The organism is Bremerella cremea (assembly GCF_039541315.1).
GTDB lineage: Bacteria > Planctomycetota > Planctomycetia > Pirellulales > Pirellulaceae > Bremerella > Bremerella cremea.
This window is the reverse complement of sequence record NZ_BAABFZ010000003.1, coordinates 86,683-108,261: the sequence shown is the minus strand read 5'-3', so window position 1 is coordinate 108,261 and position 21,579 is coordinate 86,683. Positions and strand designations below refer to the sequence as shown.

Here is a 21,579-nt window from a genome sequence, read left to right as displayed (position 1 = left end):
GCCGATCTCGCAAAAGGTGCCTAATCTGGCATCCCTTTCCCTAAATCATGCCCAGCGTGAATGCGAGATTGATGATGAATCCTACCCAAAATCAATTGCCTGACCTGCGCAAAATTAACCAGCGATTGGCACTGAACACCGTTCGTGTTCAGGCCTTCCTGGATGGACTCGCTCCGCGGATGGACGCCTTGGTGGCGGCTGCTCGTGACGGAAATCTGGCCGAGATCGGTCGGGTCAGCCATTTCATCCATCGCTGCTGCGATGTCTACGGCTATGAAGAATTGGCCTCGCGTGCCGCCGACGTTTGCGAGGCAGCAGCTGCTTGCGAACCGATGTTGGAAGTCGATCGAAAGATCGTACGGTTGGTCGGAGCGTTTGCTCGTACCAACGAGAAGATGGCGGTCGCCTCCCAGGTCTAGGCCTGGGAGTTTCGGCTAAAGGATGGGGACGCGACTAGTGTCCCCCCTCCAGCTTCTTCAAACGCTGCTCTTTCTCGAGAGCTTCTTTGCGTTCTTTCTTTCGTGCTTCTTCGTTCTCGCGGTTGGTACCGAAACCAACCACCATCACGCCCAGCGATACCAGCAGCACGACATAGATGTAGGCCATCACCCAGCTCTTGCCTTCTTCTTCCTCGCCGCCGGCCCCTTGTGCGAAGACTGGGCTTGCCATGACTTGCATGAACAACAGGACGATCAGGATCGTGGCTCGGCGAAGGGTCAGCATGGAGAGTTCCTGCGATTAGGCGCGGTCAAAACGAGGTCTCTAGTTTAACCTGAAGGCTTGGCACCGCAAAACCATCCCCCGCAGCATTTTAGCGGTTCCCTGCCCTGCTGGCCGGAACCCCACTTACTGGCTGCTAGGTGCGGTGGCATATTCAGGTTTGGGCAATTCGGCGGCGGTGATTTCCTCGGGGTTGGTCTCGAGATCGTCGTCTTCCTCTTCTGGGCGACGCCACCGCGACGTCAGACCTTCATAGGTTTCCACCGTCAGGCTAAACAAGCTTGGCACCAAAACCAGCGTCAGGAAGGTCGAAACAAGCAAACCACCCAAAACAACGCTCCCCAGCCCGCGATAAAGTTCGCTGCCGGAACCAGGGAACAGCACCAGCGGCATCAGCCCGAGGACCGTTGTCATCGTGGTCATAAAGATCGGGCGGATACGGGACCGGACGCTTTCCAGCACCGACTCGCGCAGGTCCATGCCATCTTCCCGCATGTGATTTAATGCCTGGTGCACAATCAAAATCGGATTGTTCACCACCGTTCCGATCAGGATCACAAAGCCGAGCATCGTCAGCACGTCCAGTGGCTGCAGCACGAACAGATTCAACAGCGACAGCGCCATCACGCCACCCACGGCGCCCAGCGGAACGCTGAGGATGATCACGAATGGATAGATCCACGATTCAAACAAAGCCGCCATCAACAGGTACGTGATCAACAGAGCCAGGATCACATTGAATCGCAGCGAGATCCAGGTGTCTTGCAGCTTATCGGCCGTACCGGAAAGGCCAATGCGATAGCCATCGGGGATCGTGCCGTCGGCGATCATCGGATTGACGATCTCGTTGGTGATCCGCTGCATCGCGTCTTCCAACGCCATCTCTGGCGGTGGCGAAACTTCGATAGTGATCGAACGGAGGCGTTCGCGATGGTTGATCTGCTCAGGGCCACTTTTCAGGCTCACATCGGCGAGCGCGGTTAGCGGAATTAATTCGCCCCCAGGCGTGGCGATTGGAAGCGAAGCAATCTTCTGCGTCGAATCGGCAAATTGCGTTTCGCCGATGATCGTCAGGTCGATCTTCTTGCCATCCAGGAAGTAGTCGCCGGCATAGGCACCGTCGATCAGTGCGTTGGCGGTGTAACCCAGGTCGGCACTGGTAACACCCATTTCGGCGGCTTGTACCAGGCGTGGTTCGATGTGCAGTTCGGGACTAGAAAGGTCGAGACTAGGTACCGGACGAACCTGGGCCGAAGGCATCATATCGGGGCTTTTGACTTTGCCTAAGATCTGCCCGCCAATCCCAACCAGCGTCGAAAGTTCCGGGCCGGTGATTTCGACTTCGACCGTGCGGCCGCCGGTCAGACCTTGCTCGAAGAGGCTCGACTGCTTCGCCACGGCAAACGTGCCGGGCAGCTTCGCTCCGACCGATTGCACAAGCGGAACTAACTCGCCGCAGCGTTGGTCGTCGTAAGTTCTCAGACCCATGAAGACCTGGCGTCCACGAGCGACAAAAAAGAAGTCGCTGATCGCCGGGTACTTCGCATTTTGCACCGCCGGATCGTTCGGATCGACGTCCCAGTAAGGCTTCAATTCGTCTTCGACCGTTTTGCCAAGGGCCATCAGCTGGTCGATGTTGTAGCCTGGCGGCGGCAGCAGAATCCCGAACACGAGGTTTCGGTTGCCGGTCGGAAGGTATTCGACCTTCGGCCATAAAGCCCAGCTTAAAACGACCGTGGCAGCCAGGATTATGCCGATCACTGCGACCCGGCGAACGACGGTTCCCATCAGCCAGCGATTCAGCGAGACGACCAACTCGATCGTCGTGTTGCCCATCTTGCCGATGGCGGCTTCCAGCCCCGTTGCAGCAGCCGGGGCGGATGCTTTCGCCTGCCCGTTGCCATTAGTGGTGGAAGGATCGTTCTTTCTCGACTTGCGTGAGCGATGGAAGAGACGCGAGGCAGCCGTCGGGATCACCGACATGGAAACGACCAACGAAAGCGCAACGGCCGCACTAATTGCCAAGGCAATGTCTCGGAACAACTGCCCCGCTTCTTCCTGTACAAACACAATCGGGAGGAACACCGCGACGGTGGTGGCCGTCGAAGCGAAGACCGCCCCCCAAACTTCCTGGGTTCCTTTGGATGCCGCTTTCAGTGGCGGATCGCCCAGCTGATAGTGACGATAAATGTTTTCCAGCACGACGACCGCGTTGTCGACGAGCATACCGACGGCGAACGCCAGACCGGCAAGGCTGATCACGTTCAACGAACGCCCCAACGCCCCGAGTATCAAAAACGTGCCGATGATACTGGTCGGAATCGCCAACGCCACCACCAACGCCCCGCGAGCGAACCAGAAGCCTGCGACAATCAACAGCACTAAGCAGGGAATGAATAGCCAGCCACTGACCGTCGCCGAAGCGATCGCCAGTGCCATGGCCACTGGAATTAGCATCAGCGTACGAACGCCCAGATGCAAAAACAGCATCAGCACGCAAATGGTCAACGCACCGCCGATAAAGATGTTTTGCTGAACCAGATCGACCGACGAATAGATGTAGTCGGTTTCGTCGTAAACCTGAACAAGCTGCAGCCCTTTGGACTTCAGCAGGCCTTCGTCCAGTTCTTCGCGAACTTGTCGCAAGCCATCCATCACGTCCAGCACGTTGGCGTTGGTTTCGCGAATGCAGTTGATACCAATCGCCGACTCGCCAAAGCGACGCATGATGCCGGTTGGCTTCTTGTAACCGTGACGCACTTCGCCGACATCGCGAACATAAACCGGCACGCCGTCTCGGACCGCCAGCAATTGATTCTCGACCTGTTCCGGCGAACGAAATTGCCCCAGCGTTCGCACGACCCAGCGACGTTTGCCTTCCCAGAAATCGCCGGCCGAGGTGTCTTCGTTCTGGCCAGAGAGGACGCGGCGAACGTCGGAAATCGTCAAGCTGCGGGCTGCCAGGCGTTCGGGATGAACGATGACTTGGATTTCGTCTTCCAGGCCGCCGATCACATTCGACTGCGAGACACCACTGACCCGTTCAAAGCGGGCTTCGATTTCATCTTCGGCGAATCGCTTCAACGTTTGGATGTCGAGCGATTCTGGCGGGAGAAGCTCCTGGAACTCGGAATGCTCGTCGGCAGCTCGGCGCAGCTTCAACATCTGCACCCCGATATTCGGAGCGAATTCAACTTCGTCGATGGTCTCTTTCAGTTGCGGATGCTTCTGGCGGAATTCGGCGAACTCTTCGTCGGACGGACGACGGGCACTGAGCACGAACCAGGCAATTGGTCGGTCGGAAGAATTGGCCGTGCTGATGATCGGTTGATCGGCGTCTTCTGGGTAGTCAGGGACCTGGGCGAGGCGGCTGTTCACCTTTAGCAAGGCTTCGTCCATGTTAGTGCCGACGAGAAACTCGAGCGTGATCTTCGCCGACGAGTCGCTGCTTTCCGAAGTCATCTTACGAATGCCTTCGACGCTCTTAAGCTGCTCTTCCTGCTCGATGACGATCTCTTGCTCGATTTCCTGCGGGCTGGCACCAGGCCACTTTGTTTCAACGGTGATCGTTGGCGTTTCGACCTCCGGCGTCAGGGCCATCGGCATGCGAAATAAGGCGACCGTGCCGAACAGTGCGACGAGTAGCACGCCGACCGAAACTTTGACAGGATTGTTGAGGAAAAACTCGATCATCGGATTGGCTTTTGCGTTGGGCGGGATGGGGGATGAGGGGCGGTTTCGCAATCCTTACTTGCCGGCGGCTTGTCCTGCCGGGGCCGACAAAATGTTCACGGTCTGGCCTGGTCGAAGACGCTCGTTGCCTTGCGTGACGACCTGCATGCCAGGCGTCAGTGGGCCCGTGACTTCGATCGAGCCACCTTCCGAAACACCAAGCGTCACCGGGACCGGTTTGACAACGTTGCCTTCGCCCATCGGGGCTTTCTCGACGGCGAAGACCATGGGCGACCGGCCACCCAGGACGACGGCATCCTTCGGGACGAGCAATGCCGTCTTTCGTTCCCCGGTCTGCAACAGCACGTTGCCCATCATGCCTGCCTTGAGGACCGGCTTCTCGCCGTCGAACTCGTTCTTGATGCGGATTTTGACCGGGAACGTGCGGGCTCGGACGTCCGCTTGTGGCGTGATCGAAAACACCTTGCCAGTGAATTGCCGCCCAGGGTAAGCGAACACGGCGACTGTCACCTCGCGGCCCAATTGAACGTACGGAATATCTTGTTCCGGAACGTTGGCCACCAGGTCGACCTGGTCGAGTTGGGCCACTTCGGCAATGGCACCACCGCTGGTCGCCCAGGCACCCACTTCGGTCGACTTCTTGACGACGAAGCCGGTGAATCGCGAGCGAATGGTGTACTTCTTGATGCGATCTTCCAGCTCTTGGACGATGGCTGCTTGCATGGCGACTTGGGCTTTGGCACGAGCAATCTGTTCGATGCGTGGCCCTGCGACAGCGAGTTCGTAGGCCGCCTTTGCTTCGAGGTACGACTGTTCGGCACCATCCGAAGCGGCGACCGCTTCGTCGCGAACTTCCGCGGAAGTCACCTTACGGTTCTCGTACAACTCGACCGCACGGTCGCGTCGAGCTTTCAGGTAACGAACCTGAGCTTCCGCGGCCAGCATCCGCGCTTGCATCTGCTGGACTTCTTCGGTTCGGGTGCCATTTTCTAACTCAGCCAGTTCCGCCTTACGCATGGCGAGTTCGGCCTGAGCGGCTTCTTTTTGAAGTTCGATTGTGTTCGTTAGAAGCTGGGCTACGGCGGCACCATCTTCGATGGGGTCCCCTTCTTCGTAGTTGAACTCGATCACGCGACCGTCGACGGCACTTCCCAGCACGGCGTGCTTGATCGGCATGACGGTCCCGACGAATGGTTTGTGAGCGGCGATCTCGCGCTGCTCGACTTCCGCAGTCCGAACCGGAGAAGCAGGAGCTTGAGCGAACGTGCTGGCGGCCAAGCAGAGCACCATGGGGGCAACGAGAAGAAGCGACGTTATGGAGGACAGCGATTTCATGATGGTGATGAAGTCGTGAAGGTTTGAAGGGATGGGGAAGGAGCCGGCAAGCTATCGAGATTGACTTGCACACGCCCCAATAAGGAATGCAGCTGCGAGACTTCGTCGGCGGATAAACCTTGCACCGCTTGCTCGCGAACGCGGGTCAGGATCGCACAGATCTTTTCCCAGACGGGCTCCGCCGCGGGACCGATTTCCAGGTGCTTCTTACGGCGATCTTGCACGCATGAAGCACGGCGAATCCAGTTCATGGCTTCCATGCGGTTCATGATGCCGGAAAGGGTTGGCTTCTCGATGAACATGCGTCGTGCCAGCTCGCTTTGGGTCAACGGTCCATCCACCTTTAGCCAGGCAATCACCTGGAACTGGCGGAACGTGATCCCGAAGGGGCGCAGCTCGGCGTCGATTCGTTGCTGGAAGTGTTGTGCTGCCAGGCAAACCCAATAGCCGGTGCTGGCATGAAAATCGTACTGCATAGAAACTTATAGGGGGTAGATAGTTAGCCTGCCTAACCAAGTATGCCTGCAGTGCCAATGGGTGGTCAAGACTTTTCTCGTTTTGCGCAGCATAAAGCTTACAATCGTTAAACTCCGAAGAGTTGAATGTCGATGAGATTCAAGACGCGGTCTCTTCAAGTGGCCGCACGCTTCGACCCAAAATTGGCCTTCAGCGCGGGAGGCGATCATGGCGCTCATCGATGGCGAACGACCCAACATGAAAAGCTTTGCAATCAAAACGATTCCGCACCTCGCCGTAGTGGGGGTCGCTCTTAGTAGCTCCCTTGCGTGGGGGCAGCAGTTGACAGCATCGCGTTGGTCGACCGACAATCCACCGACACCCTCGTTGGTGGATCCCCAAATCAAGCCGTCCGACGCCGAGCTTCGCAGGCTTCCGCCTATCGATGACCAGCCACCGGTTCCTACCCAAACTAACACGGTTTCGAGTGCTGGTGTGGCTCCTCAAGTCGGCCCAGTTGCGGCCAAACCGCAAAATGCGTCTCTTCCCACCCACGCGGCAGATCCAGTGGACTGGAGCCGGCCAAGCGTGGTGATTGGGCCAGAAGTTTCTGGTCGGACCGTCAGTCATGAAGAAGCTTTGACCGCATCGCAGCCGCAGCCGGGTACCAATTCCCGTTTCGCCTCGATGCCATCGCTCCCCAAGATGCCGGCACCTCCGGCAGGTGGCTCGCGTTTCACGCATTCGGCACCTCCGGCATTGCCACCGGTTGCAGCGCCGGAAAAGAAGGCAGAGAAGAAGCCAAGTCAGCCGATCTTTGCCCGCGTCTTCGACGAAGAAGTCGAGCAGAAAGAGCTGAGCCAGCCAGAAGTCGCGACTTCTAACGATGATGGCTTGTCTCCGATCTTCGCTTGCCGGTTGCTCGGTTTGCCAGCGATCAAGGCGGAAAACAACGGCGACCTCTAATCGTCGCCGGTTGCAACGGCTTGCGAATTCCTCAATTATGATTCACGCTGCCTGGGCAAGTTTGGCCTGGGCAGTTTCTACGAATCGAAGAGGAACGAGCCCTGTGACCGATCAACCATCTTCTCTGCGTCAGCGCATCGACGCGATCTCGGACGACCCAAGCACCCCGGTGGGGCAGCTACGCGACATGGTCTCGCATTTCGTCGCCGAACGAGACTGGCGTCAGTTTCATGCTCCTAAGAACATCAGCATGGCTCTGGCAATTGAAGCCGCCGAACTGATGGAGCATTTCCAATGGATCACCGTCGAAGCCTCGCGAGCCGAAATGGAGCCAGAGAAACGGGCCGCCATCGGCGAAGAGATCGCTGACGTGATGTGTTACGCGATGGCGCTGTGTAACGAGATGAATTTCGACGTCGCCACGCTGATGCGCGAGAAGATGAAAAAGAACGTGATGAAGTATCCTGCCGACGAGTTCCGTGGGCGTTACGGTAAAGAAGACCCACCCAGGGATGCGTAGTCACGACCTCGGGAAATATTTCCTTGTCAGCCCTTTGCCCTGACTGGCGGATTCGTGATGGCTACCAGACCGAGAACATCACGAAGGCGATCCCGACGAAGATCGTGAGTAGGAGCAGCACCTGGGTGGTGATGCCGATCAGGAGATGCGTTGCCACCTTCGGGGCGGCACCAATCATCAGCAGTCCGTATAACGTCACGGCCAGGCCAGCGACCATGGTGAACAGAATCGCACAGATCAGCATGATCGCCAGCGAAGAGTACGTGGCGAGCAGATGACAGGCCACCACAATCGGGACCATTGCTATGCCAATAGCAGGCAGAAGCCAGGCCATGCTGACTCGGCGAATGATCCGCTCGGCGTTGACGCCAGGGTTGCTGGCTGCCGAGGGAGATTCAAACGGATTGTCGGATGCATTGGTTTCCATGGAAGATGGTTCTAGCATACCACCTTGGTTTGGTGCAGCAGCGATTTTGTGAGATGGGTAGGCGAAACGTCCCTTTCGCGCCAGAATAAGGACTGGCAAACCATCGATTCGTTCTCACGATATACGCGGAAAGCAGGGCATGGACACCTTTGACGCCATCTACGGCCGCCGGTCGATCAAGCATTATCACGACGACCACGAAATGACCGAAGAGGAAATCACTAAGCTGATGGAAGCGGCTTTGCAGTCGCCCACCTCCTTCAACATTCAGCATTGGCGATTCGTCGTTGTACGCGATAAAGAAGTCCGCCAGCAGTTGAAAGCAGCCGCCTACAACCAGGCCCAGGTCGCCGATGCTTCGCTGTTGATCGTGCTGACAGCCGATATGCATGCCTTCAAGAAAGAGCCGGAACGTTATTGGAAGAACGCCCCGCCAGAAATCGGACAGCGATTGGTCAGCATGCTGGTTGGTCTGTACGACAACCAGCCAGAACTGCAGCGTGACGAAGCGATGCGTTCGATGGGGATCGCTGCTCAGACGATCATGCTCGCCGCCAAGAGCATGGGTTACGACACCGGCGCGCTGGTGGGTTACGACCCTGGCAAGGTTGCGGAAGTGATCAATCTGCCCGACGACCATGTCCTGGGCATGATGATTGTCGTCGGCAAGGCAAAGCAAGGTGCGTGGGGCAAGCCTGGTCAGTTAATGCTGGAAGACGTGATCGTGAACGACAAGTTCCCCGCGAAGTCGTAAGGCGGTTTGCTCCCCTGCTCTACTCGCTTGGCTTGGCCGTCTTCTTGCCGAACATCGGGCGAATGGAATAGACGTAGCACACGAAGTAGATCACGACCCACATCGCGATGACGATCCACCCGAACAACATTTGTGGGATGTTGATCGACGGAACGACGAGTTGCACCAGCCTCGGGACGAATTCCACCGTCAGAGCAACGCAGATCAGGCACCACATGAACAAGCCGAGCGTGACCGCGACTGATAAGAACAGCTCTCCGAACTGCTTCTTATTGTTGGGAAACAGGTCCGGCGGATACCTTCTCAGTTTCAGATAAGCGTGCAAGAAGGTCAGCCCGAACAGCGGCAGCCATCCAAGACCGGCGATCAAACCGTTGACGATCGAGGCCAACAGGATCGAAACCAGGCCTAGAATCGCCAGCGCCCAAAACAGCGTGTATGGTTTGCTCTGGACTTGCGAAACAAGGCTGTCTCCGCGAGCGATACTTTCAGGCGACTGAAATGGATTCTCAGGTGGAGAGTCGGTCGACGGCACGCGGAAGCTTTCGGCAAGGAGGTCGCAGAGTTCAGTGACTACTCGATCCAGCCGCCACCCAGCAGCGTATCACCGTCGTAGCAGACGACAGCTTGCCCAGGGGCAATGCCATTGCGTGGTTCGTCGAACGTAACCGAGATCCTACCTTCGGGAAGCACGTGAACCTTGGCTGGCAGGGCTGGGCTATTGTAGCGAATCATCGCCTCGCAGCGGAATGAATTCTCGCCTGGCTCGACCAACCAGTTGCAATTGCTGGCGGTCAATTCGGAGCGGCCCAAAACTTCGATCTTGCCGAGCACAACCTGGTTGTCGACTGGGTCAATTCTCACAACGTAATGAGGTTCCCCCAAGGCGATCCCCAGGCCTTTTCGCTGACCAATCGTGAACCGCTCGATGCCATCGTGTTGGCCGACCACGGTGCCGTCGGTTAGTACAAAGTCGCCAGACGTTTGGGCGCCTGGGCGACGCTGCTTGACGAACTGGTCGTGCTTGCCACTGGTCACGAAGCAGATTTCCTGGCTGTCCTTCTTATCAGCCACACGAAGACCGGTCTCGCCAGCCATCGTTCGGATCTCTTCCTTGTGGAAGTCGCCGACCGGCAGCATCATCCGCTTCAAGTATTGACGACCGATGCCAAACAAAACGTAGGTTTGGTCTTTGCGTGGATCGACGCCCCTTACCAGGCGCGGCGTGCCGTTGGCATCGTCAGAAGGGATCAGCCGGGCATAGTGACCGGTGGCAACGTATTCAGCACCAACGCTGTCGGCGTAATCGAACAGCTTGCCAAACTTGATCCAGTTGTTGCACATCACGCAAGGATTCGGCGTGCGGCCCCGGATGTACTCGTCGGCGAAGTACTCCATGATCTGCCCGAACTCTTCCTGCAGATTGAGGGCGTAAAATGGAATGTCCATTCGGTCGGCCACCCGGCGTGCGTCGGCCGCGTCCGACGCGCTGCAGCAACCTTGCTTGTGGTCGGCGCGTTCGTTGAGGATCTGCAGTGCCGTGCCGCCTCCCGGCGCATCGAGGTTACAGTGAGCGACCGGCGACTCTTCGCCATGGCGCATGAACACCCCGATGACGTCGTGTCCGTCACGTTTAAGTAGTTGAGCGGCGACACTACTGTCGACCCCTCCGGACATGGCTAGAACAACTCGTGCCACGTAGCGAGTCCCTTTTGGAAACGTTCGATTCCGGAAAATGGCTTGCTGCCAATGGGCATCCGTTGGCGGCGATGATTCTCGCCATTTTAGAAAATCATCCTATTGTCCAGACACCCCCGGCAGCGGTGGGGATCCGCGAAATGCTTAAATTTCTCGGCAAATTGCTGCTAAACCCCGTCGAGAAGACGCCGATTGCCTGATGATCGTTGCGTTCCCGCTGTCCGAATTCAGGTCGCCAGGGAAATAATTAGCGGCGAAAATGCGATCTATACCCCTGGGCTCAAAACGATCTCGATTCCGCCGCACGCCTAGGTTGTCACGATAGGGCCGGGGGGCATACGATGGGGTACAGAATAACGCAGCTTTCCCGGACGCCGCATCACATGGAGCCAATAATGCGAACGATCCCGTTGCTTCTTTTGAGTTTGTTCTCGCTACTCGCACTCCACGGAGGAAATCTCGCTATGGCACAAGAGGCCAACGAACCTGTCTCGGACGATCCGAATCTTTGGTTGGAAGATGTCACTGGCGACAAGGCTCTGGACTGGGTCAAAGAGCAAAACAAGCTGAGCGTCGCCGAGCTGACCGAGTCGGAAGACTTCAAAGAACTGCAGGACAAGATTCTGAAGATCTTGAACTCGAACGAGCGCATTCCTTTCGTCGCCAAACGAGGCCCTTACTACTACAACTTCTGGCAAGATGGCGAGCATCCACGGGGCCTTTGGCGTCGGACGACCCCGGAAGAATACAAGAAGGAAAAACCGGAGTGGGACGTGATCATCGACGTCGACGCCCTGGCCGAAAAAGAAGGCGAGAACTGGGTGTGGCATGGGGTCTCGATGCTGCGGCCAGACTATACCCACGCGATCGTAAAGCTGTCGCGAGGTGGTGCCGATGCCGACATCAAACGCGAGTTCAATGTCGAAACGCGTGAGTTCGTCGAAGATGGTTTCTACCTGCCCGAAGCGAAGAGCCGTATCTCGTGGAAGGATAAAGACACGCTGCTGGTCGGTACCAACTTCGGTGAAGGTTCGCTCACCGATTCGGGCTATCCACGCATCGTCAAAGAGTGGAAGCGTGGCACGCCCCTGACCGAAGCCAAGACGATCTTTGAAGGCGAAAAGACCGACGTCAGCGTGAGCGGTGTTTACGACGACACCCCAGGCTTTGAACGCGAGTTCGTTAGCCGCGGCATGACCTTCTGGACCAGCAAGTTGTACCTGGTCGAAGATGGCAAGTTGATCGAAATCGAAAAACCAGACGACGCGGAAGTGAACGTTCATCGCGATTGGATCTTCGTGCAGCCTCGCAGTACGTGGGAAGTCGGCGGCAAGACCTACGAGCCAGGTGCACTGCTGGTCGGCAATTTCGACGACTACATGCAAGGGAAGCGAGACTTCACCGTCTTGTTCGAGCCAACCGATCGTAAGTCGATGGAAGGCTACAGCCCGACCAAGAACTTTCTGCTGGTCAACGAATTGGATAACGTCCGCAACAAGATCTATCAGTGGACGCCCGGCGAAGATGGCACCTGGCAGCGCAAGCCACTACCAGGCGTGCCTGAGTTTGGTTCGGTTTCGGTTGGCGCGGTCGATGAAGAAGAGTCGGACGAGTTCTTCCTGACGGTGACCGACTACACCACGCCGACCACGCTTTTCCTGGGAACCGCAGGCGATCCAGCGATCGAAAAGCTGAAGTCGCTGCCGGCCTTCTACGATGCGACTGGTATCGTGGTCGAGCAGTACGAAGCGACTTCGAAGGATGGTACCAAGGTTCCTTACTTCCAGGTTTCGCACAAGGACATCAAGCTCGACGGCACCAATCCGACGCTCCTGTATGGCTACGGTGGTTTTGAAGTGCCGCTGACGCCGAACTACTCCGCCACGACCGGCACCGCCTGGTTGACTTCCGGCGGCGTGTTCGTGGTGGCCAACATCCGTGGTGGTGGCGAGTTCGGTCCGAAGTGGCATCAGGCCGCGTTGAAGGAAAATCGTCACAAGGCTTATGAAGACTTCATCGCCGTTGGTGAAGACCTGATCGCTCGCAAGGTGACCTCGTCGGAGCATCTCGGCGTGATGGGGGGCAGCAATGGTGGTCTGTTGACCGGCAACATGCTGGTGCTGCGACCCGACCTGTTCGGTGCCGTCGTCAGCCAGGTTCCGCTGCTCGATATGAAGCGTTTTCATCTGCTGCTGGCAGGGGCCAGTTGGATGGGTGAGTACGGCAACCCAGACGATCCAGAGCAGTGGGAATTCATCCAGACTTTCTCGCCTTATCACTTGGTGAAGAAGGACGTGAAGTATCCTAAGACGCTATTCACCACCAGCACCCGCGACGACCGTGTCCACCCAGGCCACGCTCGCAAGATGGTTGCCCGGATGAAGAACATGGGTCACGATGTTCTGTACTACGAAAACATCGAAGGTGGCCACGCCGGCGCCGCCGATAATAAACAACGAGCCTTCATGACCGCGCTGACTTACGAGTTCCTCAAGCAGCAGCTGATGAACAAGTAAGACCGATTGTCGGACTCACTTAATGTTGTGCGCTAAAGCACCTAGCTAACGTTTTTGTTTAGCTAGGTGCTTTTTTTGTAACAACATTATATGACTAATGTTGATTTCATTAGAGCCAGTCGCCGTTGGTGGAAGTGTGGGGCTAGCCCGATATTCCGGCAATTTATGCCAGTCCGAAGGTTCGGGGAAAGCAGAGGAAGGTTATGCCTATTAGGCCTTCTAATTAGGCCCGTATTCTTCGCGCTGGCGGAGAATCTTCCATAGTAAATATGCTCGACTGAAGCAGGAATGTGTATGTAAAACATTTGATACAAATGTCTCAGGTGGATGACGTTGCCCCTGCCAACATAGGGTGAACCAATGATCAAAGACACACGCGAATCTCAATCGGAATTTGTAAAGAAGTCAATAGCTCAAAGTATCGTGGTTGCAATCGCAGTAGTCGGTGTTCTGTACCTGCTTAAGGCCTACTTTCTGGCAATCAAAGGAATTCGCTTTCTCGAAATTGCAGAAAAACTCAACGAGGTTGGCGACTCTTTCGGGGTAGTCAATGCAATGGTTTCGAGCATTGCAATTCTATTTATTGTGCAGTCACTTCAGGAGCAGGTGACTGCTAATCGAATTAGCAAAGAAGAAGCCGACACGAATCGAATCGATGCCGAAATCGCCAAGTTGCAAGCTGAAAAGGAGCACCAAGATTTGCTCCTAAACCGGGAGTCGACTTCGCGAATGGTTCGACTTCAGGAGTTTTCGATGCGTATGCAATGGCTGAGCACAGTGAATAGGCTGAGCCGTGAACTCGATGAGATCATGGATTGCGACAGTCCCGTGGGCGATTTCAACTCACTTGAAAGCGAAAAGTTGTTCTCATGGTATCGACGTGGTTTGGCGATTTGCGCTGAAAGACTAATTGCAAATCGATTCATGGAAAGCGACGGGAAAGTTGTCCAGATCGTTGGTGAGGAAAGCAAGTTCGCTGAAGATTGTTTGTTTGTGGGCAATCATATTTTAGACGTGTGGGTAGAGGTGCATCGCCGACGAAGTGACCCTGCTTTGCATGAACCAATGGAAAATTTGGGAACGGTAATTTCGGATCGGATAAGCGATCTCGACCAGAAGTGGTCTTCTGTCGTAAGGGTCCAGAACGGTCTGCAGACGATTTCGAGGCTTTCCAGGAGTTGTGAAGAAGTGGGGAGGAATGAAGAGAGTGAATCGGAGATTTGTAGAGGGCTATTTCGGGCAATCTTTCAGGTGTGTTCTATTCAAACTCGTCGTTTAACTGAGGCCGTAGTGTTCTTGTCTTAATAGTGACACTGATCGGAGGATGTGATTAATGCGCGCATATATCGGGGTGACACGACGTCGTTATCCATCGAAACACTTTACAATGGCTGACGAGAATCTCGCTGACTGGGCTAATAGTCAGGACACTTCGAAGGGCTATCGCGTGAGGAAGGTGTGTACTCTCTACGGTCAGTACGATTTTATGATTGTGGTCGAAGCCAATGACCTGCACTTACTTCATCTTGTTGTCCAGGAAATTGGATCACAGAACGGTATTGGTGATACTGAAACGTTCATCGCAAGCTCGAAAGATGATGTAGGTAGAGAGACATCGCTGGTCAATGATCCAGGTTGTGTTGCTCTGTGCTTTAATGTTGACTTCGGATATGCCGCAGAAGATGGGATCGACCGAATTAAAGAGCAACGCCTCGGTATGCCTGCAAGTCCAGAAGCTGCAATTCATCGCGGCAAATTGACGAAGTGTGAGCATCTAGCTGAAACGTTAAGGAATGAAGATCGCGTACTATTTGCCGATGCGGTGTTTGGTAAATTTGACGTAATAGCGATTATTAAGGAAGGTGTTCAGAAAAGCAGTTCGGGAGAGATGCAAACGCTTCATCAGTTTCTTGTGTATCAGGTAGATAACCTGGACCATATTTTGAAGACGGCAACTCTGATGAACTGCCCAAAGATGACGAACAAGTCGTAGTGAGCGTCGTCACTGGTTTTTGCCGAAATAAGAAATCGTTAGTTAGCTGCCCGGTGCGTTTGTGCTTAGAAATGCAAATGATGGAGTTAACTGATTATTGTGGACGAAAGCAAGCCTGCCGAAGATCGCCAGAAAACCTAAGCCGAGATCGACGCCAAAACGCGGAACTTCGGGGCGGGCCTGGCGGTGATGTTTTTTGTGGCTGGGATTTTGTTTTTGATGGTGATGATGGCGGCCGTTTCGTCGGCGAACTCGCAGTCTTCCTCTTCCAGCCGGAAGCTGGCTCCGGCCGAGGCTCTTTTTCTGGAGCAGACTACGCGCGATTGATCGCTGCGGTGACTTCTGATTGAAGGCGGTCCATAAAAAAAAGTGCGTGCCCTGGGAAAGAGCACGCACTTTCATTGTTTGTCGCGTTGGCGTTTTGCTTAGTGCAGTTCGACCGGCTGGCCCGGAACGGGGAACGTTTCGCACATCGAAGCAACTTCGCCGCGGATGCGGGCATGAACGGCAGCGTCTTCCGGAGCCTTCAGGGCTTCGAGGATCCAGCCGCCGATCTTCTTCATTTCTTCGGTCTTCATGCCGCGAGTCGTCAACGCTGGTGTACCAATACGGATACCGCTTGGGTCCATTGGCTTGCGTTCGTCGAACGGGATCATGTTCTTGTTAACCGTGATGCCGCAAGCGCCCAGGGCGTTTTCGGCTGGTGTGCCAGTCGTGCCGACCGCGGTCACGTCGACCAGCATCAAGTGGTTTTCGGTGCCGCCTGAGACAAGCTTCAAGCCGCCTGACATCAGGGTGTCGGCCAAGGTCTTGGCGTTGTCGACGACCTGCTGAGCGTATTGCTTGAACTCTGGCTGCAAAGCTTCGTGGAAGCAGATTGCCTTGCCTGCGATCACGTGCATCAACGGACCGCCCTGGGTCCCAGGGAAGACGTTGCGATTGATCATCTTCGCGTTCTCTTCCTTGCACAGGATCAGACCCGAGCGAGGACCACGCAGCGTCTTGTGACAGGTCGTCGTCACGTAGTCGGCGTAAGGAACCGGGCTGTTGTGGATGCCACCGGCAACCAGACCAGCGTAGTGAGCCATATCGACGAACAGCTTGGCACCGACGTCGTTGGCGATTTCGGCGAACTTTTCGTGAGGGATTTCACGCGGGTAAGCGGAGGCACCAGCGACGATCAGCTTTGGCTTGTGTTCTTTGGCCAGCTTGGCGATCGCATCGAAGTCGAGGCGATGGGTTTCGCGATCGACGCCGTAGCTGATGAAGTTGTAAAGGATACCGCTGACGTTCAGCTTCATGCCGTGGGTCAAGTGACCACCGTGGGCCAGGTCGAGCCCCAGGATCGTGTCGCCTGGTTCGACAGCCGTCAGGTAGACCGCGAAGTTGGCTTGCGAGCCAGCGTGGGGCTGAACGTTGGCATGCTCGGCACCAAACAGTTGCTTGGCTCGGTCGATCGCCACTTGTTCGATCACGTCGACATGTTCGCAGCCGCCATAGTAGCGACGGCCAGGGTAACCTTCGGCGTACTTGTTGGTCAGCACGCTGCCGACGGCCTGTTGAATGGCCGCGCTGGTGTAGTTTTCCGAGGCAATCATTTCCAGGCCGTCTGCCTGACGAACCTGTTCCGCCTCGATGGCTGCCCAAATTTCGGGATCGTTTTGCTTGATTAAGTTCATGCCAACGTCGTGGTTGTAACCATGTGGGGACCCCAGAGCGAACCAATGCCCCGGAAAGAATATTGAATTGTCGGAAAGCGTGTGGGGTTCGTCAACGGGCACAGATGCCCCCAGATTTAAGGCGTACAGATATCGCAATTTGCGGGCAAATAGCGGAGAATTACTCCCCTGCCCCCCGCATCATTTCGGTGCCGTGGCATTGCGACCCAGGAAACATCGACGATGAGCCAGCCCAACCCGTTTGAAGCTCCCCGGCCAGATGCCCCGCTGATCCCTGCGGATCGGGCGCCATTGGATACCTCGGGCGATGCCACCGGTGGGCTGATTCCCTACAAGAATCCATCCGCCTTGGCGGCGTATTACCTGGGGATTATCGGGATGTTCCCGGTGATTGGGATCTTCGCGTCGATTCCGGCGTTCGTTCTGGGAATCATGGGGCTGCGAGCCCGCAAGAGAAACCCGGCGATCAAAGGCTCCGTCCATGCATGGATCGGAATCGTGCTCGGGTTTTTGGCGACCTTGGCCAACTTATCATGCATCAGCCTGATGGTGGTTGGCTTGGTCGGCGGGGCTGTGCGATAGAGCCTGCGGGAACTGGTTAGTCGATCGGTTCTTCCAGATAGTCCACGAAGCCTTGCTTGGCTTGCTCTTCGGTCGGGCGTACCAACTGAGCGACCAACTCGCCATCGAGCAGAAATACAAACGTTGGCCAGAGCTTGACGCGGAAGGTCCTCCCCAGGCGTTTTCCGCGACCGTCGGCGACCCGAATATGGTCGATCTCTGGGTATTCGGTCAGCAGGGCCTGGATGGTAGGAGAAAGGTTCTGACAATGCTCGCACCAGTTCTGGCCGAACTCGATCACCAGGCGTCCTTGTGATTGGTCGATCTCTTGCCGCGTCGGAACAACTTCCCGGTATTCATAGTCAAAAGGCATGGGGCGAAACTCGATATCAAAGCTGGGCGGAAACCATGGATAGTCCATGGTCAGTGTAGCATATTCGATACCGAGGCTTCCGATTTCGCGGGAGGCGCGTCGGGTGTTCGCCCCCCAAACCAACGATGCCGTTATTCGGCACCGATTTGCGTTTCTGCCGAATCGATCGACTTGGGTTTGCTCTTGGGCGGGTTGCTCGAGATGTCGACATCGATCACCGATGTCGGTTGAGTGGGATCGATGGTGACTGACTTGTAGCCCGAGCGGCTGTAGACCTCGGGAATCTCGGTGATCGTTCCCTTTCCGTTGTTGGCGTTGGCGGGCACCGGATGAATCTTCAGCATGTAAGTGCCCGGGACCGCGCCCAAACCATAGCGACGCGTGCCCAGTTCGTAGTAGCCATTCTCGTCGGTGATGCCGAACGCATTGGGATGCGTCTCCGATTCGAAGGCGACTTCCACGAACGGAACCGGTTTGCCTTCCATCCGCACGACGCCATTCACGTTCACGGTCTTTAAGGTATAGCCGCCGCAGCCGAGCGAGCAACTCGTTGCAATAACGATAAGGGTCAACAGGCTGGATCGAATCATGACGTTTCTTACGCCTCGTGTTGGAACGGAACTAAATCAGCACGTGGTGAAGATTGTGAACTCGGCGTGAACCAAGGCCGACCGCCTGCCAGAAGCCTCGGCAGGCGATCGCTTCGCAAGGAAAGATCGGCGATTAATACTCAGGAATGACCTGACCATCGTCACGCTGGCCAATGTTGCCCAGCACGGCCCGGTCGATCGTTTCTGGAATCATCCGCACGCTACCGTCGCCATAGACAAACATCGCACCGCCGACATGGTGCGAGCTGAAGCTGTAGATGCTCTGGCCATTGATCAGGTAGAGATCATTAGCGATGCCGCTGCGTTCCTGGCCACGCAGCGTCGACATCAGGTTGTAGGCTGTTGGCGAACCGGAGGTCGAAGCACCGTTGCGGGTCTGACCAACCCAGACGCTGCCGTTGTAGTCCATGAAATCTCCGGTGTCATCGTCTTTGGTTCCGTTCGGACCGTACGCCGTTTCGCCTACCATTGCCGTGTTGGAAAGGCCATCGGTCGCGTCACGAAACTTGACGTTACTGTTCGCGCCGAACATGCCGTTGTTGGCATGTGGGCAACTGCCGGCGACGATGCCTGAGCAAGCGTCGTCGCCGTAGGTGATCTGCATGTTGCGTTCGCCGAAGACCGCTTTATAGGTGTTTATCGCGTGAGCAGGTGCGGTCGATGAACTCGGGATCGATTCGTTCAAGTTACCGCCGGGGGCACTCGGGCAGCGGTAAGCAGAGATGAAGGTCTGCGAGTACAGCACGATGTCAGGATCGTCCGAGCAGTGTTGTTCGTTCATTCGCAGGCCTTCAAACACGTTGTTCTGTTCGATCTGTGGCAGAATCATCGCTGCCCACGACCAGCCAGGTCCAGACAAAGCTGTGCCAGAGTTCGAGGGAGATCGCGAGAAGGCCATCGGCAAGCAGCCGCGGCTGTCGTGATAGGTGTGCATCGCGAGACCAATCTGCTTCAGATTGTTGGTGCACTGCATTCGGCGGGCGGCTTCACGAGCCTGTTGCACAGCCGGCAACAATAAGGCGATCAAAACACCAATGATGGCGATCACCACGAGTAGCTCTACCAGCGTGAAGCCTCGGGTGTGATTGGAACGAGGTGACATGACAACTCCATCGTATAACCGGATCGGATGAAAACAGACGATTCCTGCGCACGATGGAGATGTCTTTTTTTCGTTGGGTTTGTGGGGGTAGCCTTACTCTAGATAACGCCTTGTTGGTTCGAAATGACTAAAAGCGCAAGTTTCTTAATCGTTTACGCAATTAGACTTTCAGGGGACCGTAATCACCGCAGAAATGAGGTTCAGATAGTCTAATGGCCCAGATAAAGCCCCTTGGCAGGTGGGGGGCGAAGGACGAAGCGTAACCGCCGTGGCGAGGCACATTCAAGAAAGCCACGGCGGAGATTTCACCGCGATCGAAGTCGGGAATTAGGTGTATTCCTGCTTCGTTGGCTTGATGATCAGTTCCGCGACGTGCGCTCGTGGCGGCAGGTGACAGATCGCCAGGACCACTTCGCTGAAGTCTTCCGGCTGCAGCATGCGGGCTCGGTGCTCTTCGGTAACTGGGTTTGGACGCTGAGCGAGGATTGGCGTATCCACTTCACCTGGGTAGATGTTCGTGATACGAACGCCATCAACGGCGACTTCGTTGCCGGCTGCGGTGCCGAGGGCGGTCATGGCGAACTTCGATGCACAGTAAGCGATGCCGCCGAGGGCGTAAGCTCGCTTGCCCGAGATCGACGAGATGTTGATGATCAGGCCATCCTTCTTTTCACGCATCGATGGCAAAGCTGCGTACATCAGGTTGTAGCCGCCGGTGGCGTTGATCTGCATGACCTGGTCCCACTGCTCTGGCGTCATCTCGGCCATGCTGCGGGTTTTGATATTCACGCCAGCGGCGTTTACCAGGATATCGACTGGGCCGAGCGTCTTGGTGACGAAGTCGAACAGACCGTTCACGCTGGCTCGATCGGCGACGTCGACGCTGTGGCAATGGATTTCCGCTTCGCTTTCGCCAGCGACTTGTTCCAGCACGTCGAAGCGACGGCCAGCGATGGCGACCTGGGCCCCATCGGCGGCGAGAGCCAGGGCAATAGCCTTGCCGATACCACTTCCACCACCAACAACCAGGGCAACTTTACCTTCTAACGACATCAGCGACCGCCTTCCAATATTTGACTTCCAGGGATGCGAAACGGGGACTTGAGGGCCGAAGCATGGGTGAAATCGACCCGTTTCCTACGGGGCCAGACGCACGAAGGTCCATTTTGTGGACAAAGACCCGTCGGATGGGGCCGGAGGGGTCGCCTTTTGCGGCTGGCAGTTTGCCGTTATCCTAAACGCTGCGCAATCGTTAGAAAATCGGTTGTGTGAACGTCATCAATTCGACCAAGACTTATTTCCCCCAGGGTTAAGAGCAATGGGACTATTCACTGGTAAGAAGGGCCTGATCGTCGGCGTCGCGAACGATCGATCGATCGCATGGGGAATCGCGCAGAAGATCATGGAAGAAGGTGGTGAATGTGGCTTCACCCATCTGCCCGATAAACCAGAAGACGAACGCCAGAAGAATCGCCGTCGCGTTTCGAAGCTGACGGACGATTACGACAACGCCAAGTTCCTGGTCCCGCTCGACGTTCAGTCGGACGAAAACATCGCCGAAGTGATGAAGACCACCGAAAGCGAACTGGGCAAGATCGACTTCCTGTTGCATTCGGTTGCTTTCGCCACGATCGAAGACATCCGCGTGCCAACGGTTCAGTGCAGCCGCGATGGTTTCAAGCTGGCCATGGACATCAGCGCTTACAGCCTGATTGCCCTGACCAACGCCGCTCGCCCCCTGTTTAACGAAGGGGCTTCGGTTTGTGCGATGACCTACTTCGGTGGCGAAAAAGCCGTGCCCGGCTACAACATGATGGGTGTCTGCAAGGCAGCTTTGGATAGCATCGTGAAGTACCTGTCGTTTGACATGGGTGCCTACAGTGTTCGCGTTAACGCGATCAGTGCCGGTCCTTTGAAGACGCTGGCCGCCAGTGCCGTCGGCTCGAAGGAAATGGAAGACCTGTACGCTGCCGTTTCGCCGCTCAACCGTAACATCTCGATGGAAGAAGTGAGCAACTCGGGTGCATTCCTTCTGTCGGACATGGCCAGCGGTATCACCGGCGAAATCCTGCACGTCGATGCTGGTTACAATATCATGGGCAGCCCAGGCCGTATGGCGGGCGAGTACATGAAACTGAAGAAGGAAGCAGAAGGGAAATAGCCCCCTCCCCTTCG

Annotated in this window: 23 protein-coding genes; 10 read left to right on the top strand and 13 right to left on the bottom strand. The window is 56.1% G+C overall.

Annotated elements, in window-relative coordinates; genetic code table 11:
- Window positions 1-71 precede the first annotated feature (71 nt).
- Window positions 72-419 (top strand): hypothetical protein, encoded by a 348-nt coding sequence (locus ABD890_RS02665; RefSeq protein ID WP_345085578.1) that lies wholly within the window; start codon window positions 72-74, stop codon window positions 417-419.
- 34 nt (window positions 420-453) lie between these two features.
- Here the strand turns inward: ABD890_RS02665 and ABD890_RS02660 are convergent, their stop codons facing one another.
- From ABD890_RS02660 to ABD890_RS02645, 4 genes are all read right to left on the bottom strand, one after another.
- The gene (locus ABD890_RS02660) at window positions 454-723 is read right to left on the bottom strand and encodes a hypothetical protein (RefSeq protein ID WP_345085575.1); all 270 of its coding nucleotides are present in this window, start codon (window positions 721-723) and stop codon (window positions 454-456) included.
- Between the two features lie 123 nt (window positions 724-846).
- The gene (locus ABD890_RS02655) at window positions 847-4,413 is read right to left on the bottom strand and encodes an efflux RND transporter permease subunit (protein WP_345085573.1); all 3,567 of its coding nucleotides are present in this window, start codon (window positions 4,411-4,413) and stop codon (window positions 847-849) included.
- 54 nt (window positions 4,414-4,467) lie between these two features.
- Window positions 4,468-5,703, bottom strand: coding sequence for an efflux RND transporter periplasmic adaptor subunit (locus tag ABD890_RS02650; RefSeq protein WP_345085570.1), 1,236 nt, complete (start codon window positions 5,701-5,703; stop codon window positions 4,468-4,470).
- Window positions 5,704-5,744: 41 nt separating this feature from the next.
- Complete coding sequence (locus tag ABD890_RS02645) at window positions 5,745-6,224, bottom strand: MarR family winged helix-turn-helix transcriptional regulator (RefSeq protein WP_345085567.1); 480 nt, start codon at window positions 6,222-6,224, stop codon at window positions 5,745-5,747.
- A gap of 208 nt (window positions 6,225-6,432) precedes the next feature.
- Between ABD890_RS02645 and ABD890_RS02640 the strand changes: the two genes are divergently transcribed.
- Both ABD890_RS02640 and ABD890_RS02635 read left to right on the top strand, forming a co-directional pair.
- Entirely contained in the window at window positions 6,433-7,170 is a 738-nt protein-coding gene (locus ABD890_RS02640; RefSeq protein ID WP_345085564.1) for a hypothetical protein, read from the top strand.
- Window positions 7,171-7,273: 103 nt separating this feature from the next.
- Window positions 7,274-7,690 (top strand): nucleotide pyrophosphohydrolase, encoded by a 417-nt coding sequence (locus ABD890_RS02635; protein WP_345085561.1) that lies wholly within the window; start codon window positions 7,274-7,276, stop codon window positions 7,688-7,690.
- 61 nt (window positions 7,691-7,751) lie between these two features.
- On the opposite strand, the gene ABD890_RS02630 is transcribed toward ABD890_RS02635, so the two are convergent.
- Window positions 7,752-8,117 carry a hypothetical protein gene (locus ABD890_RS02630; protein WP_345085558.1) on the bottom strand — a complete coding sequence of 122 codons (366 nt, stop codon included), beginning with the start codon at window positions 8,115-8,117 and terminating at the stop codon, window positions 7,752-7,754.
- A 139-nt stretch (window positions 8,118-8,256) separates the two neighbouring features.
- Between ABD890_RS02630 and ABD890_RS02625 the strand changes: the two genes are divergently transcribed.
- Complete coding sequence (locus tag ABD890_RS02625; RefSeq protein ID WP_345085553.1) at window positions 8,257-8,871, top strand: nitroreductase family protein; 615 nt, start codon at window positions 8,257-8,259, stop codon at window positions 8,869-8,871.
- Between the two features lie 19 nt (window positions 8,872-8,890).
- On the opposite strand, the gene ABD890_RS02620 is transcribed toward ABD890_RS02625, so the two are convergent.
- On the bottom strand, window positions 8,891-9,406 hold the full coding sequence (locus tag ABD890_RS02620; RefSeq protein WP_345085550.1) for a hypothetical protein: 516 nt from the start codon (window positions 9,404-9,406) through the stop codon (window positions 8,891-8,893).
- Between the two features lie 38 nt (window positions 9,407-9,444).
- Window positions 9,445-10,569 (bottom strand): tRNA 2-thiouridine(34) synthase MnmA, encoded by a 1,125-nt coding sequence (gene mnmA / locus ABD890_RS02615; protein ID WP_345085547.1) that lies wholly within the window; start codon window positions 10,567-10,569, stop codon window positions 9,445-9,447.
- A gap of 14 nt (window positions 10,570-10,583) precedes the next feature.
- On the opposite strand from mnmA, the gene ABD890_RS02610 reads away from it, so the two are divergent.
- From ABD890_RS02610 to ABD890_RS02595, 4 genes are all read left to right on the top strand, one after another.
- Window positions 10,584-10,769 carry a hypothetical protein gene (locus ABD890_RS02610; protein ID WP_345085544.1) on the top strand — a complete coding sequence of 62 codons (186 nt, stop codon included), beginning with the start codon at window positions 10,584-10,586 and terminating at the stop codon, window positions 10,767-10,769.
- A gap of 264 nt (window positions 10,770-11,033) precedes the next feature.
- A complete protein-coding gene (locus ABD890_RS02605; RefSeq protein WP_345085541.1) occupies window positions 11,034-13,085 on the top strand; it encodes a prolyl oligopeptidase family serine peptidase in 2,052 nt (683 codons plus the stop codon).
- Window positions 13,086-13,445: 360 nt separating this feature from the next.
- Window positions 13,446-14,390 carry a hypothetical protein gene (locus ABD890_RS02600; RefSeq protein ID WP_345085538.1) on the top strand — a complete coding sequence of 315 codons (945 nt, stop codon included), beginning with the start codon at window positions 13,446-13,448 and terminating at the stop codon, window positions 14,388-14,390.
- A 28-nt stretch (window positions 14,391-14,418) separates the two neighbouring features.
- Window positions 14,419-15,078 carry an Lrp/AsnC ligand binding domain-containing protein gene (locus ABD890_RS02595; protein WP_345085535.1) on the top strand — a complete coding sequence of 220 codons (660 nt, stop codon included), beginning with the start codon at window positions 14,419-14,421 and terminating at the stop codon, window positions 15,076-15,078.
- Between the two features lie 42 nt (window positions 15,079-15,120).
- Here the strand turns inward: ABD890_RS02595 and ABD890_RS02590 are convergent, their stop codons facing one another.
- Both ABD890_RS02590 and glyA read right to left on the bottom strand, forming a co-directional pair.
- Complete coding sequence (locus ABD890_RS02590) at window positions 15,121-15,480, bottom strand: hypothetical protein (protein WP_345085532.1); 360 nt, start codon at window positions 15,478-15,480, stop codon at window positions 15,121-15,123.
- A 23-nt stretch (window positions 15,481-15,503) separates the two neighbouring features.
- Complete coding sequence (glyA, locus tag ABD890_RS02585; protein ID WP_345085529.1) at window positions 15,504-16,757, bottom strand: serine hydroxymethyltransferase; 1,254 nt, start codon at window positions 16,755-16,757, stop codon at window positions 15,504-15,506.
- A 222-nt stretch (window positions 16,758-16,979) separates the two neighbouring features.
- Between glyA and ABD890_RS02580 the strand changes: the two genes are divergently transcribed.
- Window positions 16,980-17,339 (top strand): DUF4190 domain-containing protein, encoded by a 360-nt coding sequence (locus ABD890_RS02580; protein WP_345085526.1) that lies wholly within the window; start codon window positions 16,980-16,982, stop codon window positions 17,337-17,339.
- 16 nt (window positions 17,340-17,355) lie between these two features.
- On the opposite strand, the gene ABD890_RS02575 is transcribed toward ABD890_RS02580, so the two are convergent.
- The 4 genes from ABD890_RS02575 to ABD890_RS02560 all read right to left on the bottom strand — a co-directional run bounded on the left by ABD890_RS02575 (window position 17,356) and on the right by ABD890_RS02560 (window position 20,457).
- Entirely contained in the window at window positions 17,356-17,691 is a 336-nt protein-coding gene (locus ABD890_RS02575) for a thioredoxin family protein (RefSeq protein WP_345085523.1), read from the bottom strand.
- Window positions 17,692-17,822: 131 nt separating this feature from the next.
- Window positions 17,823-18,281, bottom strand: a complete 459-nt coding sequence (locus ABD890_RS02570) for a hypothetical protein (RefSeq protein ID WP_345085520.1) — start codon at window positions 18,279-18,281, stop codon at window positions 17,823-17,825.
- A gap of 133 nt (window positions 18,282-18,414) precedes the next feature.
- Window positions 18,415-19,404: a DUF1559 family PulG-like putative transporter gene (locus ABD890_RS02565; protein ID WP_345085517.1), complete on the bottom strand. Its 990-nt coding sequence runs from the start codon at window positions 19,402-19,404 to the stop codon at window positions 18,415-18,417.
- 327 nt (window positions 19,405-19,731) lie between these two features.
- Window positions 19,732-20,457, bottom strand: coding sequence for an SDR family oxidoreductase (locus ABD890_RS02560; RefSeq protein WP_345085514.1), 726 nt, complete (start codon window positions 20,455-20,457; stop codon window positions 19,732-19,734).
- A gap of 265 nt (window positions 20,458-20,722) precedes the next feature.
- On the opposite strand from ABD890_RS02560, the gene ABD890_RS02555 reads away from it, so the two are divergent.
- Complete coding sequence (locus ABD890_RS02555) at window positions 20,723-21,565, top strand: enoyl-ACP reductase FabI (RefSeq protein ID WP_345085512.1); 843 nt, start codon at window positions 20,723-20,725, stop codon at window positions 21,563-21,565.
- Window positions 21,566-21,579 lie beyond the last annotated feature (14 nt).

Excerpts from the sequence above, each read along its gene's own strand:
- ABD890_RS02665 (WP_345085578.1), top strand. The coding sequence starts at position 72 with ATGATGAATCCTACCCAAAATCAATTGCCTGACCTGCGCAAAATTAAC.
- ABD890_RS02660 (WP_345085575.1), bottom strand. The coding sequence starts at position 723 with ATGCTGACCCTTCGCCGAGCCACGATCCTGATCGTCCTGTTGTTCATG.
- ABD890_RS02655 (WP_345085573.1), bottom strand. The coding sequence starts at position 4,413 with ATGATCGAGTTTTTCCTCAACAATCCTGTCAAAGTTTCGGTCGGCGTG.
- ABD890_RS02650 (WP_345085570.1), bottom strand. The coding sequence starts at position 5,703 with ATGGTGCTCTGCTTGGCCGCCAGCACGTTCGCTCAAGCTCCTGCTTCT.
- ABD890_RS02645 (WP_345085567.1), bottom strand. The coding sequence starts at position 6,224 with ATGCAGTACGATTTTCATGCCAGCACCGGCTATTGGGTTTGCCTGGCA.
- ABD890_RS02640 (WP_345085564.1), top strand. The coding sequence starts at position 6,433 with ATGGCGCTCATCGATGGCGAACGACCCAACATGAAAAGCTTTGCAATC.
- ABD890_RS02630 (WP_345085558.1), bottom strand. The coding sequence starts at position 8,117 with ATGGAAACCAATGCATCCGACAATCCGTTTGAATCTCCCTCGGCAGCC.
- ABD890_RS02625 (WP_345085553.1), top strand. The coding sequence starts at position 8,257 with ATGGACACCTTTGACGCCATCTACGGCCGCCGGTCGATCAAGCATTAT.
- ABD890_RS02605 (WP_345085541.1), top strand. The coding sequence starts at position 11,034 with ATGGCACAAGAGGCCAACGAACCTGTCTCGGACGATCCGAATCTTTGG.
- ABD890_RS02600 (WP_345085538.1), top strand. The coding sequence starts at position 13,446 with ATGATCAAAGACACACGCGAATCTCAATCGGAATTTGTAAAGAAGTCA.
- ABD890_RS02595 (WP_345085535.1), top strand. The coding sequence starts at position 14,419 with ATGCGCGCATATATCGGGGTGACACGACGTCGTTATCCATCGAAACAC.
- ABD890_RS02590 (WP_345085532.1), bottom strand. The coding sequence starts at position 15,480 with ATGAAAGTGCGTGCTCTTTCCCAGGGCACGCACTTTTTTTTATGGACC.
- glyA (WP_345085529.1), bottom strand. The coding sequence starts at position 16,757 with ATGAACTTAATCAAGCAAAACGATCCCGAAATTTGGGCAGCCATCGAG.
- ABD890_RS02580 (WP_345085526.1), top strand. The coding sequence starts at position 16,980 with ATGAGCCAGCCCAACCCGTTTGAAGCTCCCCGGCCAGATGCCCCGCTG.
- ABD890_RS02575 (WP_345085523.1), bottom strand. The coding sequence starts at position 17,691 with ATGCCTTTTGACTATGAATACCGGGAAGTTGTTCCGACGCGGCAAGAG.
- ABD890_RS02570 (WP_345085520.1), bottom strand. The coding sequence starts at position 18,281 with ATGATTCGATCCAGCCTGTTGACCCTTATCGTTATTGCAACGAGTTGC.
- ABD890_RS02565 (WP_345085517.1), bottom strand. The coding sequence starts at position 19,404 with ATGTCACCTCGTTCCAATCACACCCGAGGCTTCACGCTGGTAGAGCTA.
- ABD890_RS02560 (WP_345085514.1), bottom strand. The coding sequence starts at position 20,457 with ATGTCGTTAGAAGGTAAAGTTGCCCTGGTTGTTGGTGGTGGAAGTGGT.
- ABD890_RS02555 (WP_345085512.1), top strand. The coding sequence starts at position 20,723 with ATGGGACTATTCACTGGTAAGAAGGGCCTGATCGTCGGCGTCGCGAAC.